We start from the raw sequence: 17,940 nt of genomic DNA on the forward strand, positions 1-17,940 counted from the left end.
GGGCAGGCTGGTGGCGAGGGCGACGACGACCTGCTGGCCGTCCTCGACCGGGGCGACGGCGCTGGTGAGCCAGCCCGGTATCGCCAGGTGGGCGCCGGGCTGGGGTCGCAGGATGATCTGCCGGCCCCAGGGCAGGCCCGGCACAGCGGTCAGGTTGTTGCCGGTGCGCGGGTCGGCGAGGGTGATCGCGCCGGACTCGTCGTGCCGCCCTCCGGAGGAGGCCAGTACGCACCAGGCGACGTAGTCGGCTGGGTAGGACACGGCCGGGGCGTCGTAGCCCGCGCCCCAGACCTCTACACGAAGATCGACACCGGTGCACGGGCCAGCGCCGTCCGCCGCGGCGAGCTCGTTGACCGAGGCCAGCAACACGGCCGCGAAGCCCTCGGGGTCGGCCAGGATGTCGTCAGGGGGCACGACGCGGACCGGCCGCCTGGTCATGGCCGGCGGCCAGGGTGGCACCAGCTGGCCGGCGAGGTCAACCGTGCCGAGCAGCACCGGGGTTGCCCAGTAGTGCGACACCGCGCCGTCGGCGCCGGCGAGGACGGGAACCGGCGCCAGACCAGCCGGCGCCGCCTCGGGGGCGATCATCGCGCACCGCCCGCGGGCAGGTCGCGGTAGCCGACGTTGAACGCGAGCGCGACCCGCATTCGGCCGCCGACGAGGGTCGCGCGCACGGCGTGCGGCAGCCAGCCGGGGAACGCGATGAGCCGGCCGGCGACGGCCTCCAGCAGGATCGGCCCCGGTGACGCCTGGCGCGCCACCGCCGTCGGCCGGGGGTCGAGCACCATCAGCTGGCCGGCGCCCGACGAGCCCGCGCCGGACCCGCCGTCGACGTAGTAGACGCCGCTCCACGGTGAGTCGTGGTGGGTGTGGGTCCGCAGGTTCCCGCCGCCGCGGTAGACCGCGCTCCATGCCTCGGCGACGATCTGCTGGTGGACGGTCCGCGCCGCGTCGCCAAGGACGTCGGCCATCAGCGTGTCGACCGCCGTCCGGATGTGGCCGAGCAGCCAGGTGATCTCCGGCCGGTCCCAGCGCAGGATGTTCCTGTTCGCGCGGACCACGTCGGTGCCCCCAAGGAAGACCTCCGCGCCCGGGTCGCGTCGCTCGGCTTCCAGGATCAGTGGTAGGAGGGTGGTGTTGACGGCGTCGGCGCCGGGCAGGTCCGCGACGTAGATCGGCGTGCGCCACGTCCGAAGGACCTGCCGGCGGGCAGCCACGTTCCCGGTCGGTGGGGCATCGATGTCCGGTGGATCGGCGGGAGTAGCCGCGGACGCGGCCTGCACGGTCATAGCTTCTCCTGGAGTCGATGGGCGAGCCGGGCGCCGGCGGCCGTCAGACCGTCGCTGCCGGTGGGGCCGAGCAGAGCCAGGCAGCCCGCCGCATAGGCCGCCAGCTCGTCGATCCGGCTCGTGGTGGGGTCGACGACCCGGTACCAGCGGATGAGCGCGAGGGCGACGTGGGCCGCGCCAAGCACCTCTGAGGAGCTGCGTGGCCCGGTGCCGGACGGCAGGGTGTGGACGCGGGCCGCCTCGGTCTGGTCCGGCTGAAGCGGCCACAGCTCCTCGATGAGGTACCACCACTGGTGACACATCTCGTGGAGCACCTGACCGCACAGGGCGCCGAACGATGCGAACGCCGACTGGCCGAGCAGGACGTGTTGCAGCCAGGCCCGTGACGACGCCGAGTGCGCGCCCGTCGTCAGTGTGCCGAACCAGACTGGCAGGCCCAGCAGCGGGCGCCACGCCGGCACCCTGCCCTCAAGCGCCGACAAGGCCCCGGCGACCAGCTCGCCCCGGCCCTCGCGCAGTCCGGCGGCGTCCGGCGGTGCGGCGCGCCGTAGGTGCAGCACCTGGTCGGGCCGCAGCCAGGTCTCGATCTGCCGGTTGGTGACGCCGTCGCCGAGGCCGGCGCGACGCGCCTCGATGTGGCGGGCGGCGGCGACGGCGGCGAGCAGGCGGCCGTGCGCGAAGCCGTCGTCGAGAAACGGGATGCCCCCAAGTGTCGGGAGGCAGTCGTCGCGGTCATAGAGCACCGGCGGGCCGGTGAGGGTAGGGCCGACGACCATGCTTGGCTCCTCGCTCCCGGACGGCCTGCTCGGCGCCTACACGTCACGGCGCGCGCCGAATTCGGCGTCTGCCATGTCCGCTGCCCTGCCAGATACCGGCCGGGCATGACCACGGTGCCACGACCGTCCGCGGAAAGGAATTCCCTTGAATGGGAAGGTTTTGTTCGTGCCCGTGCGCCGCGCCGACCTGCGGAAACAACTCCAGGCGTCGGATTTTCTTCCCCTGCTCGGACCCCTCATGGGTGAGAAGTCCGCCGCGCCCGCCAGTAGCGCCGCGCTTGTGGCAGGGCCCTGGAAAGCGCCGCCCGTCGTCGGCCTTCGTATGACCATGCGACCCGCTGCGCTGGGTCCGCGAGGATGCCAGCCCCTGCCTTCGGCCGATCAACGAACGGTCCGGCTGGGAGACGGACGGCCGCAGCCCGGCCCGCCCAGCCGCCGTCAACCCGGCGGTGCTGCGCGGGCGACCGTCGCCGAACCCGACCTTGGGCGAGCTTGAGAGCCGGCACCTCTACGTGGACGACCGCGATCGGGCGCGACGTCGCGGGCGTTAGGCGCCCGGAAGCCCGAGACCCTTGCGAAGCGCGTCGACGGCCAGCCTGCGGTGGGAGATCGCGTTCTTCTGCTCGCTCGTCATCTGGGCGAAGGTCAGGCCGCTGCCGTCGGGCACGAAGACAGCGTCGTAGCCGAAGCCACCGTGGCCGCGCGGTTCAGTGGTCAGCATTCCGTGCAGCGTGCCGGTGAAGACTCGGACGCCGTCGGCGTCGGCGTAGCCGAGGGCGGTGGTGACGGTGGCGCGCCGGTCGGCCACACCCGCGGCCATGTCGAGGAGACCGTCGGCGCCGACGGTGTCGAGAAACCACGCGATGAGGGCTCCGGGCAGGCCGTTCCAGGCGTGCAGGGCCAGGCCGGTGTCGTCGACGAGCACCGGCCTGCGCAGCTTGGCGTAGGCATCGGCGGCCTTACGTTCCACCACCTTCGCGACGTCGAGCGCCTGGATCTCGATGAGCTCCTCTTTGGCCGCCGTGACCTCGACGCCCAACAGCGTGGCGTACTCGCGGGCCTTGCCGTCATTTCCCGTGATCAACGAGATGCGCTCGATCATGCGGTTCTCCTCCGAGCGGATCTCACCGGGCTGGCTCCACCGGCGGTAGCCGCGTCTACCGATCATCTGCACTTCTGTTCCCAAGACGGTGGGGCCGTCGCGGCGGGCTTCCCCGAGGATCGTCTCGTCGTGCGGCCCGCGGCCTGTGGGCGGCGGTCCCTCTTCCTTGTGCTCGTGCCGCGCAGGATGGTCAGCTCCGGGTCGCTTCGCCGCCGCCGCTGGTGGTGGAGGTGCCGGGCGTGAGCTGGGCGGTGAGGCGTAAGGCGGCGTGGTCGCTGAGGCGGTGGTGACGGGGTTCGTGCAGGTAGTCGCAGCCGGTCAGCTCCAGCCGGCCAGGGGTGATGAAGGCGTGGTCGAAGCGGTAGCCGTTGCCACCGCGGCCGTACCAGCTGTGCCCCACCGCGTCGGGGTAGAGCGTCCGGTAGGCGTCGGCGAGACCGGCGCTGTGGAAAGAGCGATAGAAGTCGTACTCCCAGCGGCCGAAGACCGGGTAGTGCGGGACGTGGCCCGGTTCGACGACGTTGAGGTCGCCCGCCACAACAACAGGTCCGCCGCTGTCGGCGATCAGCTGGGGCAGCGCCTGGGTGACGGCGTGCTGGAAGGCGCGCTTGTTCTCGTTGCGGCGTTCCTGCGGGCCTCGGGACGGGACGTACAGGCCGAGCAGGCGCAGCCGCTGCCCGCCGATACGCAGGTCCACCGCGGGCGCGCGGTGGGGAAGGACACCGATGCCAGTCGATACGGGTTCGAGCGGCGCGCTGCGGGAGGCGACGACCGTGCTGTAGTCGGCAAGGGCTGGCCGCGGCGCGTGGAGATGGATGTAGCCGTGCTGGCCGAGTGCGCCCAGGAGGGCGGCTCCGCCAGGTCCGGGGCCGACCTCGGTGAGAACGACGAGATCCGCGTCGGGCTGCTGGCCAAGCCAGGCTGCCTGGCGGCATGCCCGGTCAGGCGCAGCATGCTGGACGTTGAAGGTGAGCACACGCACCAATGCCACGAGCTCCGAGGTCGTCGGAGGTCGCCGGCTTTCAGGCACAGGCTGGCGGCCGGCGGCCTCGGGCATCCTGGGAGATCGCGCTCCAGATCGGGAACGGCTCATCTCCGCAACCCTTTGATCATTAGCGGCCGGGTGTCCACCATGTAGGTCCATAGGGTCTGTGGACATCGGCTCCTCCCGCGCTCCCTGAGACGAGTGACTGTGGTCAGAACAGGCTGGGCTGTGCGTCGGCTGGCGAACCCGTCATGATGCCGGCGACGGCGCGCAACGTGTCCAGGGTCGGCGGGTGGTGCCAGCGCTGCTGGACGAGCCGGGTGAGCAGGTAGGCGGCTGCGGTGGCGTCCCAGAGAGCGCGGTGGGGTTGGCTGGTCGGGACGGTGATGTGCATCAGGGCATCGAGTCCGGTGCTCTGGATCAGCGCTGTGAGTGACCTGCCGCCGTCACGGCCGCAGGAGCGGGCGAGAACCAGGGTGTCGATCAACCCGGCCGGTTTGAGGGCGGGAAGGTGGCGCTGAAGGAGCCGCCAGTCAACAGCGACGTTGTGGCCGACGATCCACCGGCCGTCGAGAAGCGCGCTCAAGGAGGCTGCGCACTGCCGCAGCGGTGGGGCGGCGCTCAGCGTCTGATCGGTGAGGCCCGGGGAGGTCCAGGGTCGGCGCGGAATTGGGCGCCCTGGGTTGACGAAGGTCGTGAAGGCCCGTGGGAGGTCCGGGTGGCCGCCGAGCAGGGGTACGGCGGCGAGTTCGAGGATCGCTTCGTGTTCGCGGTCCTGCGCTCCGCTGCCTTCGAGGTCGAGCGCGACGAGAGCGGCGTCATACCACGGTGGCGCTGTCACGATGGCAGTCTCGCGCGCCGCGCGGTCAGGCGTCCGCGCACCGCGCCCTGTGTTCACCTCGCAGCTCATCGCTTCGACGTCTGCCTGTCAGCCGTCTGCCTGCCCTGGCGGTCTGCCGGTGCTGTTCCACCCGTGGACAGCGAAGTTCCGGCCCGTTGCATACAGCTCAACGCCGAGCCGGGTGTACGGGTAGGTGTTGTCAGGAAGCGCACCGATCGGGAACCAGTCGATGCGGGAACACTTGTGCGGTTCGGCGTTGACTGGTTCGCCGTCCCAGTGCTGCGGCAGAAAGAACAAGCCCAGCCGCCCCTCCCCGTGTTCGTTCCGGAAATGGACGGTCGAGACGAGGGTGAGCGACGCCGGGTCCAGGTGAAGGCCGACCTCCTCCCGCGCCTCACGGCACAGCGCGGCAGCGGCGTCCTCCCCGTCTTCGATTTTTCCGGAGGGGAGGTTGAACCAGCCATCGGCGAATCCCGTGCCAGATCGCTGCGCGAGTAGGACCGCGCCGTCGCGGACGAGCAGGAGCATGACGTCGATGACGCTGCGGTACGCCATGGTGACAGTGTCTCCCGGGATGGGTGGAGGCGGTCAGCGGGTGGTCGGGTCGAGGCCCAGCGCGGTGAGCTGCTCGGCGATCCAGTCGACCCGCGCGCTGGTGGGCATGTTCGGAGGGATGTCGTAGATACGCTGCCCGACGGTGGCGCAGATGCTGCGCACGACACGGTCGGCGGCCGGCTGGATGTCGAGGACCTTGGAGCGGTAGGGGTCGCCGCTCTGGTGCTGGTCGAAGCGGTCGCAGCAGTAGAACACCGCGTCGTAGACGTGTGCCCAGGCGCGGCAGAAGGCTTCCATGGCGTGCAGCACGCCGGCGTGGGGCCCGTCGGGACCGCCTGGCAGGACCAGCCAGGCGTAGGCCAGGACGTTCGCGACCGTCTTGTCGCAGATGATCATCGTGTGTTGGCGGGCGACGCGCAGCTGGCTGGACAGTTGGGCGGCGAACAGGTCGACCTCGGTTTCCAGGTCGAACTCGCCGCGGCCGTGCACGACGATCTCCTCGATGAACGGTGAGTTCCTCGCGGGTTCGGGGACGCAGGCGACGTGCACGCCACGTTCCCGGTAGTAGGCGGCGAGGGCGTGGGTCAGGGTGGTCTTGCCCGAGGCATGGGTGCCTTCCACCGCGAGGACCAGACAGTTGCGCAGCATCAGGGAACTCCTTCGCGACCAGCGCTGGTCGATGCGGCAGGCGGGGACGTTGGCCCGTATCGTCGCGGCCGTCTCCCACGCAGGACAGGGGACGCAGGGGCAGGCAGATCTGCGCGCTGGTCGCAGGCTGGCGGCCTTGATTTCCGCATCGGCGTCGAGTGCACCCAGGGGCAGCGGCCTGCGTTCCACGCAGTGATCAGTGCTCGCCGCGCGGCCTTGACTTCCGCCGCATGAACCAGAGAGCCCCCCACACGGGGACCGACAACAGCAGCGGGGACAGCCAACTCGGAAGACCCATCGAGCCGAAAAGGATGATCGCCCCCACGATGGGAGCCGTGAGCACGGCGACGAAAGCAACCGTCAGTACGGCTAGCACCGCGACCGTCACTGGAATCGGTAGCCGTCCAACGCTGATCAGCCAGTTCCCGACCTTCTGATAGGACACGAGAAATCGACTCCAGAATCTAACTTCGATATCAATTGGTCGACGGGGACGACGCGGGGACGACTGCCACCTTTGGATGGGATGGGACAGCCGCGCCGGTCATGAGACCGGTGTGACGGGCAGGTCGGTGAGCTGGTCCCAGGCGGCGGCCTCGACGACCGCGTCGAGGTGGAGGGTGTCCCACTGGTAGCGGCCCGCGTGCCGTGCGGCGATCAGCGCGCTGGCCAGCGCGCGCATGACGAGATGGCGAAGGATCTGCGGTGCTATCCACGGCGCGGCAGCCCCGGCTGGAGGGATGTCGAGAGGCAGCCCGTGCAGGTGGTAGCCGGCACAGATGTCCGCCAGCGCGGCCGGGGTACGTTCGCTCGCCGTGTCGTGGAGGCGAGCCAGCCCGCGTTCGGCGGTGCCGTCCGTCCATGCGGTGGCGATCGCGGTGATCCCACGGGTGGGCTGACCGGCGACGGCGCCGGTCAGGCTCGCCAGTTCGTCGGCGAACCGGTGGCCGGCGACTATCGCCGCCTGACGTCGGGCCTGGACGAGCAGCGCGTCGACCGTGGTGACGACAGCGGCGGCCTCTGCCGGTTCCTCGGCGGCGACGGCGTGGAAGCCGAACCGCAACGTCGTGTCGCTGACCCGCAGGGCGCGAGCGCGCGTCAGCGGCAGATACACAGCCCCGGCAGCTGCCAGCGAGGAGCGATTGGTCATGATCGAGAAGGCGGCCAGCAGGGATGTCCGGTCGGCGAACGGCCGCCGTGCAGCTCCGAAGGGGGTGTCGGTCCAGCCCAGATTGGTCGCCTCACGCATGGGCGGTGATCCTCAGCGGCGGGCGTGCTGACGGTGGCCGGTCAGCGCGGGCGACGGCCTTAATCGAGCGTCCCAGGTACTTGGCGTAGTGGTTGCGCTTGAACCGATAGCGCGTCCAGATCTGCGTGATCGGCTCGTGGAGCAGGTTACCCAGCGGTTCGAGCAGGTCGGGCGCGTCGTAGACGGGCCAGGCGCTGGCGGTGCCACTCGGCCCGACCACGATCATGTGGCCTTCGGTGTCCGCCGTCCACGCCGTCAGCCGCAGCGCCGGCCGCCAGTCATGCACCGTCCGCAACTCGGTCAGCCGCTCGAACGTCGCCGTCGCCTCGTCGAGGCTGAGGAACTCGTGGGCGGCGAGATCGAGCGCATTGCCCTTGCGCAGCGGCAGGATCAGCTTGAGTTTCCCGGCGTCCAGCACATCGGCGATCTGGTAGGTGAACGGCAACGCGGCCAGGGTCGAGCGGTAGACCACCGCCGACAGCGACAGCGGCAGGCCGGCGTCCTGGAAGGCCCGCACCCCGGCCATGATCATGTCGTAGTCGCCGCGGACCCGGTTCGTCGTCGCCCGCGGCCCCTCCAGCCCGATGTTGACGAACGAGATCTTGCCGGCCAGGCGAGCCGCGTGCTGGAGGCCACGGGTGGCGTTGGTAGGCACGCCGATGACCGTGCCCGAGAACATGTCGACGATCTCGATGAAGTCCCGGCGCAGCAACGGCTCGCCACCGGACAGGAACACACGGGGAACGCCGGCCAGGTTGTCCCGGATGCGTTGGAGCGCGTCGAGGGTGGGGTCGGGCTCGTGCAGGACCTCCGAGCAGAACGAGCAGTCGAAGTTGCACCGTTTGGTGACCTGGACGATCACAGAGAGAGGCCCTGAAGCGCTGTCGGCGGCCGTGCGCAGGCTGTGCGGGTCGGTGAGGCGGAAGTGATGCCCCTCGGTGAAGACGATGGAGGCCGCCCCGTTGCATGGCTGCTGGTCGTTGTGGTCCGTCGTCGTTTCGCGGGGAAGGACGGTTGGCGGTGCTGGGGCAGAGGCGATCATGGGTTCCTCTCGCGTGGACGCGCGCAGGCGGAGGCGGTCGCCGTGGTGACGGCACGTTGTCCGCAGCGACGCTGAACGTCGCCAGCGTCCCAAGCAGGGACGCGGGCGTCATTCCCCGCAGAGGGAACATGTTGTTCGTCCTATGCACCCCCGCTGACCTGGGCAGACCGGGAGTTGGTGCCCGAAACGTTCCAGCGGGAGCCCGTCAGTCCTTCGCGGCATCTCAAGGTCTGGCCGGTCTCCTAGCTTCTGCCGGCGTCGTCGAGAGCTGTGACTCGTCCGGCGAGGGGGGACGAGGTGATCGTCTTGTCCAGTTCGTGGGCGAGACGGTGCCAGGGGAACAAGGCGTTGCCTGACTCTCCCTGGTTGGGGCGCGGCAGCCAGTCCGCGTCGGGCTCGAAGACGAGGCGCACGCCCCAGGACCGCAGCAGCGACACGCTGGCGGTGAAGGCCGGGTGCCGGGCCAGCATCCGGTTCGGGAACGGCACCATGACGATGGGGAGATCGCTGCCGAGAGCCTCGTTGAGCAGCCCCAGCGCCAAGGTGTCGGAGATCCCCGCGGCGAACTTGTTGACCGTGTTGAAGGTCGCGGGCGCCACCACGAACACGTCGGGAGGAGGCAGCACGTCCGGCTCCTCCGGCCTCTTGTAGTCGGAGCGCACCGGATGCCCCGTCAGCCGGGCGAGGCCGTCGGCGTCCAGGAATTTCGTCCCGGACGGGGTGGCGATCACGCACACGTCCCACCCAGCCTGCTGCGCTTGCCGTACGAACGCGGGCAGGTCGGCGGCGGGCCGTCCACCGCACGCGATGCTGTAGAGAACAGGCTTACTCGGCTGACTCATCGTCCCCGTGTTCCTGCCCGGCCGGCGTGGTCATCCGCCCGAACAATCCGGTGAGCTGGTCGTTGCGGCGCGGGCTGGCCGCCAGCATCTCGGAGACCAGCCCGTACGCATGTGGACTGTGGCGCAGCTCTTCGGGCGCGTGCTGCTCGGCGGTGAGCAGCACCGCGAGCGCGGCGTCGACGTCACCACGTTGGACGTGACCGTGGGCGGTTCCCAGCAGCACGTAGGTGCGCCGTTCGGTGAGGAACGCCGGCAGATGGTCAGCGGAGACGGTCGCGGCCCGGCGGAGCGCCTGGGCGCCGTCGCCGAGGCACACGGCGACGTGCACGGCGTGGATCGTCCAGTTCACCGGTCCGAAGACCGCGAACGGGTCGGCATGGTCGGTGGCCAGAAGGTCCGCGGCCACGTGTGAGGCGCCGAGCAGTTCCCAGGCTTCGACCGGCGCCTGCATCCGCGCGGTGGCGAGGGAGGCAGTCGCGAGGAGAGCTCCCCAGGTCGCGGTGTGCGAGCGGTCCGCCGTCATCCGGGTGCGCAGGCCGTCCGCCGCTTGCACGGCGACATCGCGGGCGGAGCCGAGCTGCCCGGCCGCCAGCAGGATGTTCGCGAGGCGGTAGGCCGCCGCCGCGTACAGCAGCGGGTCGTCGGCGGTCGCCGCGAGGTGAACGGCGCGGTCTGCCGCGATCGCGGCCAGCTCGGGTGAGCCAAGCCTGCCGGCCAACGAGGAGGCCGTGTTGTAGAGGTGGACGAGCGCCCCGATGCCACCGATGTCGCTCCGTCGCTCTTCCGGGTCCTGGACGGCTGCCAGCACGCGGGGCAGCTCCACCGACAGTTGCCGGTAGCGCGACCGTTGCCGTAGACGCCAGAGACGGACGACCTCACCGGCGATCTGCCCAACCGGTGGGCGCAGCAGCGGAGCCGACGGCGTAGCGGACAGCATCGACACCGCCAGTGGCCGCAGCGACGGGCCGACCCTGCCAACCAGGCTCGGCTCGACCATGAACGGCTCCTCAGCGGCGCGCGGCACCGGGACGGCACCTGACGCAGGCAACGACGCGACGGGGGCTGCGCGCGGCACGTCGTGGCTGTCCGCCGCGTCCTGCCTGCGGCTGCGGCGGACGCTGCGGCTGATGAGGAGCATGTCGGCGGGGTCGAAATGCTCGCGGTCGTCGAGATCGATCAGGCTGTGCATGTCGGTGCCGTACACCTCGGCAAGCAGCGCGAGCAGCTGCGGGGTGGGACGGCGTCGCAGCGGAAGCGGCCAGTTCTCCAATTCGCTCAGCCGCGGCCCGGTCATCGCCGCCACACCGTCCGCGTCGAGGCCAACTCGGGCGGCGTGGGCGTTGATGTGGTCGGCGGCCTGCTGCTGAGTCCAGCCAAGGGCGACACGATGAGCGGCGCGGGGCCGCAACCGGTAGCGGCGGGCGAACTCGATGGCGATCTCGTCGTGGGTCATCCCGACCGCGCGCATCCGCGTCCGCAGTTCGTCCTGCTCGACCCGTCGGCTTTGCCTGTTCATGACCTGGCGACGCCCCTCCGGCGATGACGCTGACCGGTGCCGGAACGCTGCCTCACAGAGGACGACCGGACCTATCAACCGTAGTGGTCCGCTCACGTACAGAACAGACCCACCGCCAGGTCAAGCAGGTACTGACCGTGGACATCGCCATACTCCGTCCGCCAGCTGCCAGGGAAGCCGTCCGCTGCGGTCGGCGAAGGAATCTCTTGCGGTAGAGCCGTCCTCGGCGCGACGGCCAGCGGTCCAATAGCTTGGTGCGCCGTGGAGCCGTCATTGTCTCAAGCGCTGACGATCGCGCCGTCCTCGACAGCCGCGCGGCTCGCGGACGACCTACGGAAACTGCTTGCGCTCAACGGCTCTGAACGCGAGGAGAGTCTGCACCGCCTCGGGCTTCGTTCCTTGACAGGCGGTCGGAACAATCACGTCTTCGCCTGGCGGCGAGCTCAAGGCGACGAGGTGTGTGTCAAGGCGTACAGGGTCGATGCCCGGCAGCGTGCGGAGCGGGAGTGGCGGGCGCTGTCCCTACTGGCCGAGCACTCTGATCCCAACGTGCCGCGGCCGTTGTGGTGGGACCGGCGCGACGCTCGGCCTGTTATCGCGATGACCATGCTGCCGGGAGTGCGCTTTCCCGATCTGACCGGCCCGGCCGAGCGAGAGACAGCGCTGGCGGGGCTGGCCGCGACGCTGCGACCGATCCACGACCTCCCGTGGGAAGCGGGTTTCGAGGGGTTGCCCCGCATCGACTCCGCGGAGCACTACGTGGCGAGGCTGACCAAGGTGTGGCCCACCCAACTCGATGCGCAGCCGCACGACCCGCACGCACGGGACCTGCGACAGCTGCTAGGGAGGTGGCGGGACAGCGGGGACGCGGAGACGCTCGCCCAGCCCGCGCCACGCATCTTCTCGCGAGGCGACGGAAACCTGGTCAACTGGCTGTGGGACGGCGAGGTCTCGCGCTGCGTCGACTTCGAGTTCTGCGGATGGAGCGATCTCGCGTTCGACGCGGCCGACCTCGTCGAGCACATCAGCGCCCGCGACGTCGACGACCCGGTCTGGTCAGAAGTCGTCGCGACGCTGGGAGTTTCCGGCGAGATGGTGCCGAGGTTCCAGGCGGCGCAGCGGACGTGTGCGATGCGGTGGCTGGCGGTGCTATGGAAGCAGCGGGAGCAGCGCATCCGCGAATTCGCCACCCAACTCGACCGTGTCCGCGTCCTGCTCGCAGGCATATGAGCGTTAGCGGCCGAGGAGGAGCGCGATCCCCCAGGATGCTGTGCTGTCGGTGGCAAGGTCATGCAGGATGGCGGCGATTCCGGCGGCTCCCTCGATGAGGCCGGGTGCTCGGTTGCTGATTGGCTCGGCTGGGTCGAGGCTGTCAAGGAGTCGGCTGGTTAGGGCTGGGAGGTGGCTGCCGAGCGGATAGTGGCGGGCGTCGGTGGCGGCGCGGTGTACGGTGGCGACCAGGCCGGCCCAGCCGTGGCAGAGCATCGGGTCGACGAATTTGGCGAGCTGGATGGGGTCGTCGAGGCAGGCGGCGAGCGCGGCTTCGGCGCGTTCCTGGCGCACAGTGTCGGCCAGCGCGAGGGCAGCGAGTTGCTGGGCGCGGGCAAGGCCCGGCGTCCCGTAGCACCAGGAAGCACGCCCTGGACGTTCTTGGGCAGGGCAGCCGGCGTTCAGTTCGCTGAGGGTGATTCTCTCGGGCCACCAGGGGCCGGTGGGGCTGTTCTGGCGCCAGGCGTCGAGCCAGTCGCAGATGCGTTGCAGAGCGTCGAGGTGGCCGGGGACGACGATGCTGTGACGGTGGGCGAGTGCGAGTAAGGCGAGCGGGCCGGCGATGCCGTGGGCCATTCCGAGGTCGGCGTGGCCCTCCGCGAACGCCGCGGCCGGTGCTCCAATGGGGAGGTCGCCACTCCACCAGCCTGGCAGCGTCAGTCCGCCGGGGGCGGGCGCGGGCTCGGTGAGGCGGACGAGGTAGGTCAGGACTTGGCGGAGCTGGTCTGCGTCTGGCTGGCTGGTGAGCAGGTAGGCGCCGAGTCCCGTCAGGCCGCAGACGAGGTCATATTCGGCGCGTTCCGGTCGCCGGCCGGCATCGAGGCGCCCGTTGGCTGCGGCGAGGCGCCGGCCGGTCATGTCTGTGATGGCGCTGTGCAGGTGCTGGCGGGCGGAACGGTAGTGGCCGGGTGGAGCCGCTGTGGCAAGCGTGAACGCGAGTGCCGGGGCGCCGAACCACAGGCCGGCTCGTGCCCCGACGCTCAGATTCTCGTGTGTGGCGGCTTTGAGCCAGGCGTCGACGGTGGCCCAGCTGCCGACGCCGTCACGGGCGCGCAGGCCGTGGAGCAGGGCGACGCCGGTGGCGCCGGCGGCCAGCGACTGCCCTCGCCGGTGCTCTCTGGTCGGCGCGGGGTCGTTGCCGGCAGGGGGCGGGGGTGGTGCGGTCAGCGCGTCGGCGAGACGTGCCGCGGCAGAGGATGCGCGGGCTCGCAGATCGCTGCTCAGGAGCATGGAGCACCTCCGGACGGTCCTGCCGGTTCGGCGAGAGACAGCAGGCCCTGGAGTTCAAAGGACGCTACGGGCCAGGCGCCGTCTCGCCGATGTGGGTGGGCGGTTCAGTAGGTGACGGTGATCATGCAGTCCTCCTTGACGATCGCCCGGTCGAGGATGCGGGCCTTAGCGGTCAGGAGCGCGGCGGTCAGGGTCGGGCGGACTGTGCGGTCGGTGTTCCAGGTGTGGATGTGTCCACACAGCCGCTCGGCAAGGAGGTGGCCGTCGGGTCCGTGCCCGTGGGCGCCGAGTTCGTAGACGGGGTCGGGGCCGTCCAACCGGCGCTTGGCGAGGTAGGCCAGCGAGGAGCCGGCGACCAGCGCGGGGCTCAGATTCGGGATAGACGGCACGCAGAGATCGGTGCTGACCGCGCCGGGGCTGGCGTTGATGCGGCACACGGCGGGGTCGGTCGCGGTCGCACGTAGCCAGATCCCGTCGATGGGGTCCTGCGGGCCGACGGTGACCCCGGACCAGGCACTGGTCCGGGGGGTGTCGAGGATGCCGGTCAGATGGGCCGGGTCGATGTCCTGATCGACATCGTAGTGGATCTGGATCAGCGGGTCGGTGTGCAGCGTGGCGGCGCGTTCGACGTCCTGGCCGATCATGGGTACGAAGCCGCAGAGGAACACCGACTCCGAGCGGAGCACACCATCGTCGCCCTTGACGAAGGCGACGCCGCGGGTCTGACCCCGCCAGCGCAGCGGCAGAACGATCCGCCCGCCGGGGGCAAGCTGGGCAAACCACACATCGGGGATGTCGCACGCGCCGACCGTTACGATGATCTTGTCGAGGGGTGTGTCGGTGTCGTTGCCGAGCGCGCCGTCGCGGGTGAGGACCCGTACGCCGCTGTAGCCTGCCGCAGCGAGAGCTTTCGATGCCTGGGCAGTGATGTCCTCATCGATATCGGCGGTGATGACCAGCCCGTCGGGGCCGGTGAGCTCGGCGAGCAGCGCGGCGTTGTAGCCCGTGCCGGCACCGACCTCGAAGATCCGATCGCCGGGACGTACCCGCAGCTCGTCGAGCATCCCGGCGACGAGGGTCGCGACCGAGGCGCAGGACAGGTGCGTGCCGTCGGGAGCCGTCTTCGTGATGACCGCCTTGTAGGGGTTATACGCCTCATCGAGCGTGGCCTCTGGCAGGAACAGGTGGCGGGGCACCGTGCGCAGGGCCTCGACGACAGTGCGGTCGAGGCTGGGCCGGCCGCTGGTGATCTTTCTGACCATGTCGGCGTGGAGTTCGGCGGCGGTGCCAGGTGTCGCGGTCGTCATGGACGTGTCCTTATCGGAGTGGAATCGGGTCAACGTCTGTGGTCGAGGAACGGGGGGCGAGGCGGGAGCGTCATCAGCGGGGAGGTTCCCGGCCGGCGGGCGTCTTCTCGGGCCCGTCCATCGCGGAATTGCCGGACAGAGCCGGGCTGACCGCCGACTGATCGCGGCCGTGTTCGCGATCTTCGGGCTGGTGAAGACGGCCGCACTCATACGGGTGCCACCTGCTGGGTGCTACGCCAGGCGAGCGCGACGCTGCGGGCCAGGCGAAGGCACGCGGCCTCGTGGTCCCGGTTGATGCCGCGGAGGCGGTTGTAGGACAGGTGCAGAAGGGAGTCGGCGACCGTCGCGGCGTCCATCTGGCTGGGTAACGCCGCGCGGTAGGCGCTCAGGGTCTTGGCGCGGGCTGCCCAGGCGTCGGCGAGGTCGCCAGGCAGGTTCGGCAGGTCACGAGGTGTGCCGTGGCGGGCCAGCCGGGTGGTCGCGCCGACGACACGGCGATCGATCATCTGTGGCCTGGCAAGGACGCGCGCGGTCAGATAGTCCGCAGCAGGACGCATGCCGCCGAGGAACGCCTCGGCGGTGTCGAGCATCGCCAACGCCGTGATGGTGTCCGGATGCAGCCCGGCCGGCGGTTGACGCAGAGCGATGATCGCCGCAGTGGTGTCGGTGCAGAACACGGCTTCGGCGGCCTCCAGAGCGGCGTCGGCACCGTAGCGGCCGGCCTCGGGGAAGTAGGTGTCAAAAGCCACCTGCCCGGCGATGCCGCTCGTGCCCAACTCGGCGGCCCACGCGCCGACGATGGCCACGCGAGCCGCGTGGTTCGCCTCCTCGATAGCGACGCGGATGCGCAGATGGTCAGTCAGCTCGGCGTTGCGGTAGCGGACCATCCACAGCGGCACGCCATCGAGCCGGGCGCCCAGGTCCGGCAGGTACCTGGCGATGAGGTCGTCCATCGCGGCGGGGTGCGTATGGACGCGGGCGGAGATCCAACGAGAGTTCGGATCTCCGGGACGGTGGCCGTCGGCGTTGACCCTGCTGGCCAGCGGCGGAGCGAGCTTGTTCGGCGCGGGTGGCCCCGCGCGGAACACCGGTACGACGACCTCGTGGGCATGCCCGATCCAACCAAGGTCCTCGTCGGGCATGGCTCGGTTCAGCATCGCTACACCCGCATCGGCCAGATGCTCACGCACGATCGTGCGATGCGCAGGGATCGTGAGATCCAGCCGCAAGGTCATGTCGCCATCGGCCAACTCCACCAGAGGCGGGCACCGATGCCGATGCCGCCACCGCCCCAGCTCACCGCTCCAGTCGGCAGCAGGCACGCCGGGTCCGGGCAGGTCGGCAGTGTGCAGGCGCCAACGTTCGGGAGCCAGGATGATCCGGCCGTAGCGGACCTCGGGAAGGTGCGGCAGCGCGCCCGCGGCCGGTCCGAACTCGAACGCGGTCAAGGAGGCCGCGAAGGCGCGCGGCAGGTGCGCCAGGAACCGTGCCAGCGGCGGCATCTGCCGGTCGAGGGCCAATGCGTGGTACACCTGCGGATCGATAATCCGGCCGTTAGCGGCCTCGATCAGCAGCAGGCCCCGGCCTGTCGCGGTCAGCGCCAGATCCGCAGGCCCCAGCCCGCGTGGCCCGTCCGATGGTGGTTCGCCGAGGGCCAGTACCTCGGGCAGAATCCGGGGCAGCCGCGCGACGTTCTGACCGCGCACGAACCTGGGTGGGCAGGACAGCTGTACCGTACTGGCGCCCTCGTGCAGCGCCGGAACCGAGCTGTAGACGCGGGCCATCGCCATGTCATGGGTGGCCGGCTGGAACCTTGCGGTCAGGGTTCCGGTCGCGCGGGCGGGGCTCACGGCCAGCTGGTAGTCCCCGGCGTTCAACGCCTCAACACTCCTGGCGCGAATCTTCGCCGCGATCTCTCCATGTGGCTGGAGGAAACGCGGGTCGAACAGGTCGCCCGCGGTGACGTGCTCGATCAGCACATCGGTCAGCTCAAGAGGACCACTGTCAGCAAGCGCCTCCCACGCCAGGGCAAGCAGCCGCCGGTCCCGATCGGTCGCTGTCTGCGCCGGTGCTGGCAGGACCGAGCCCGGATAGCCAGCCGGATAGCCAAGCCCCGACGCCTCGTCGAGCGCGTCAAGCAGCGGGACCACGCTGCCGACGCCGTAGCGCTCAACGAAGCGGCGGTGATAGTCCGCCCACGCCGCCGGTCCCAGCGGTTCCCGGCCCAGCCGCGTCAGGACACCAGCGGCAATCGCCATATCGGACGCGACCGACGCGGGCAGTTGAAGGTCGCAGTCGAGCACCAGGTCGAGCGCCAGGGGCGAGCGTTGCTGAGGGGCGATCCGGTCCATCGCCGCGAGCAGCGACGCGCGCGACGCTGCCTGCGCCTCCAGGGTCGGCGCCGCGTTGAGTTCGCCGAGCTGGGTGTGGATCGTGGTCAGCTCCTCCACCAGCGGCGCGACCTCCACCAGGTCACGCGCACTAGCCCTCCGAAGGACCGTGACCAGGTGACCGAGCGGATCAGTCTCGATCATTGGCGCCCGAAAGTCGGTGACCAGAACATGCTCAGCGACCAGCCGACACAGCAGTCCTTCGATGCCCTCACGGTCCACGTCGCTGAATGCCGCGTTCAGCCTGTCGACCAGCTCGACGAAGCGCACCGGGCTGCGGGCTGCATCCCGCACAATCTGCACCGGTGGAGTGAGAGGGACCTCCGCGTGGCCGTCCGGATGAGGCACGATCAGCCGCCCCGCCCGCTCGACAACGAGACTGCTGAACACGACGGTCACCCGCTCCAGCAGCGGACCCGTTTCCAGATGGTCGATGACCTCGCCCAGCCACGCGGCATCCACCCGAGCCATCGACCAGTGACGACCACCGATACGCACCGACCCCGCCCGCCCGAACCTCGCTGGCACGACACCCGCGAACAGCGCGAACGGCGTCGCCCGCCCCTCAGCACGTAGCAGGTAGCGCACCACCGTCGCCGCCGCGGCGCGCAGCCGTCGATCTGTGACAGGCTGTCCGGCCGCGATCTGCTCGACCCGAGCAGCCAACACGCTGCTGGCGAGCGTGACGGATTCCCGAGCCGCCGGCCAGACCTGCGCCAACCACGCTCGGCACTCGGTCGGATCTTCCAAGTCCGGCCAGCACGCCACGCTGCCCGGCAAGCTCGTCGCCGCGCGCAGCAGCGCGGGGCCGGCGGGCCGGTATAGCGCACCGCTCACGGCCTCGTCCCTTTCCCCGCCGTCGTCATATCCGAGTAGCGCACCGTCCCGTGCCGCCCCGA

17 protein-coding genes are annotated in these 17,940 nt (G+C 70.3%); 1 reads left to right on the forward strand and 16 read right to left on the reverse strand.

Annotated elements, in window-relative coordinates; genetic code table 11:
* The 13 genes from AC08OV_RS02390 to AC08OV_RS02450 form a co-directional block, all read right to left on the reverse strand.
* Positions 1 to 588, reverse strand: a 588-nt coding sequence (locus AC08OV_RS02390) for a hypothetical protein (RefSeq protein ID WP_476619202.1), incomplete at its 3' end; no start/stop codon positions are given.
* Complete coding sequence (locus tag AC08OV_RS02395; RefSeq protein ID WP_476619203.1) at positions 585 to 1,289, reverse strand: putative 2OG-Fe(II) oxygenase; 705 nt, start codon at positions 1,287 to 1,289, stop codon at positions 585 to 587. The genes AC08OV_RS02395 and AC08OV_RS02390, both read right to left, overlap by 4 nt.
* A complete protein-coding gene (locus tag AC08OV_RS02400; protein WP_476619204.1) occupies positions 1,286 to 2,065 on the reverse strand; it encodes a hypothetical protein in 780 nt (259 codons plus the stop codon). Before AC08OV_RS02400 ends, AC08OV_RS02395 begins: the two co-directional genes overlap by 4 nt.
* 547 nt (positions 2,066 to 2,612) lie before the next feature.
* Entirely contained in the window at positions 2,613 to 3,233 is a 621-nt protein-coding gene (locus tag AC08OV_RS02405; protein ID WP_476619205.1) for a non-canonical purine NTP pyrophosphatase, read from the reverse strand.
* 124 nt (positions 3,234 to 3,357) lie between these two features.
* A complete protein-coding gene (locus tag AC08OV_RS02410; protein WP_476619206.1) occupies positions 3,358 to 4,158 on the reverse strand; it encodes an endonuclease/exonuclease/phosphatase family protein in 801 nt (266 codons plus the stop codon).
* A gap of 205 nt (positions 4,159 to 4,363) precedes the next feature.
* Positions 4,364 to 4,993 carry a 3'-5' exonuclease gene (locus AC08OV_RS02415; protein WP_476619207.1) on the reverse strand — a complete coding sequence of 210 codons (630 nt, stop codon included), beginning with the start codon at positions 4,991 to 4,993 and terminating at the stop codon, positions 4,364 to 4,366.
* An 87-nt stretch (positions 4,994 to 5,080) separates the two neighbouring features.
* Positions 5,081 to 5,548 (reverse strand): NUDIX hydrolase, encoded by a 468-nt coding sequence (locus tag AC08OV_RS02420; protein WP_476619208.1) that lies wholly within the window; start codon positions 5,546 to 5,548, stop codon positions 5,081 to 5,083.
* Between the two features lie 33 nt (positions 5,549 to 5,581).
* Entirely contained in the window at positions 5,582 to 6,196 is a 615-nt protein-coding gene (locus AC08OV_RS02425) for an AAA family ATPase (protein ID WP_476619209.1), read from the reverse strand.
* Positions 6,197 to 6,392: 196 nt separating this feature from the next.
* Positions 6,393 to 6,641: a hypothetical protein gene (locus AC08OV_RS02430; protein ID WP_476619210.1), complete on the reverse strand. Its 249-nt coding sequence runs from the start codon at positions 6,639 to 6,641 to the stop codon at positions 6,393 to 6,395.
* A 99-nt stretch (positions 6,642 to 6,740) separates the two neighbouring features.
* Positions 6,741 to 7,445, reverse strand: coding sequence for a hypothetical protein (locus AC08OV_RS02435; protein WP_476619211.1), 705 nt, complete (start codon positions 7,443 to 7,445; stop codon positions 6,741 to 6,743).
* Complete coding sequence (locus tag AC08OV_RS02440; protein ID WP_476619212.1) at positions 7,438 to 8,487, reverse strand: radical SAM protein; 1,050 nt, start codon at positions 8,485 to 8,487, stop codon at positions 7,438 to 7,440. The genes AC08OV_RS02435 and AC08OV_RS02440 overlap by 8 nt, the downstream gene beginning before the upstream one ends.
* A 242-nt stretch (positions 8,488 to 8,729) precedes the next feature.
* On the reverse strand, positions 8,730 to 9,329 hold the full coding sequence (locus AC08OV_RS02445; protein WP_476619213.1) for a flavoprotein: 600 nt from the start codon (positions 9,327 to 9,329) through the stop codon (positions 8,730 to 8,732).
* Positions 9,313 to 10,845 (reverse strand): hypothetical protein, encoded by a 1,533-nt coding sequence (locus AC08OV_RS02450; RefSeq protein WP_476619214.1) that lies wholly within the window; start codon positions 10,843 to 10,845, stop codon positions 9,313 to 9,315. The genes AC08OV_RS02445 and AC08OV_RS02450 overlap by 17 nt, the downstream gene beginning before the upstream one ends.
* 273 nt (positions 10,846 to 11,118) lie before the next feature.
* On the opposite strand from AC08OV_RS02450, the gene AC08OV_RS02455 reads away from it, so the two are divergent.
* Positions 11,119 to 12,075 (forward strand): phosphotransferase family protein, encoded by a 957-nt coding sequence (locus AC08OV_RS02455; protein WP_476619215.1) that lies wholly within the window; start codon positions 11,119 to 11,121, stop codon positions 12,073 to 12,075.
* 3 nt (positions 12,076 to 12,078) lie between these two features.
* On the opposite strand, the gene AC08OV_RS02460 is transcribed toward AC08OV_RS02455, so the two are convergent.
* The 3 genes from AC08OV_RS02460 to AC08OV_RS02470 form a co-directional block, all read right to left on the reverse strand.
* Positions 12,079 to 13,344 carry a lanthionine synthetase C family protein gene (locus AC08OV_RS02460; RefSeq protein ID WP_476619216.1) on the reverse strand — a complete coding sequence of 422 codons (1,266 nt, stop codon included), beginning with the start codon at positions 13,342 to 13,344 and terminating at the stop codon, positions 12,079 to 12,081.
* Between the two features lie 104 nt (positions 13,345 to 13,448).
* Positions 13,449 to 14,651, reverse strand: a complete 1,203-nt coding sequence (gene fxlM / locus AC08OV_RS02465) for a methyltransferase, FxLD system (protein ID WP_476619217.1) — start codon at positions 14,649 to 14,651, stop codon at positions 13,449 to 13,451.
* A gap of 206 nt (positions 14,652 to 14,857) precedes the next feature.
* Positions 14,858 to 17,878: a lantibiotic dehydratase gene (locus tag AC08OV_RS02470; protein WP_476619218.1), complete on the reverse strand. Its 3,021-nt coding sequence runs from the start codon at positions 17,876 to 17,878 to the stop codon at positions 14,858 to 14,860.
* Positions 17,879 to 17,940: the final 62 nt, after the last annotated feature.

This window comes from Frankia sp. CeTa3Moorea (assembly GCF_978021225.1).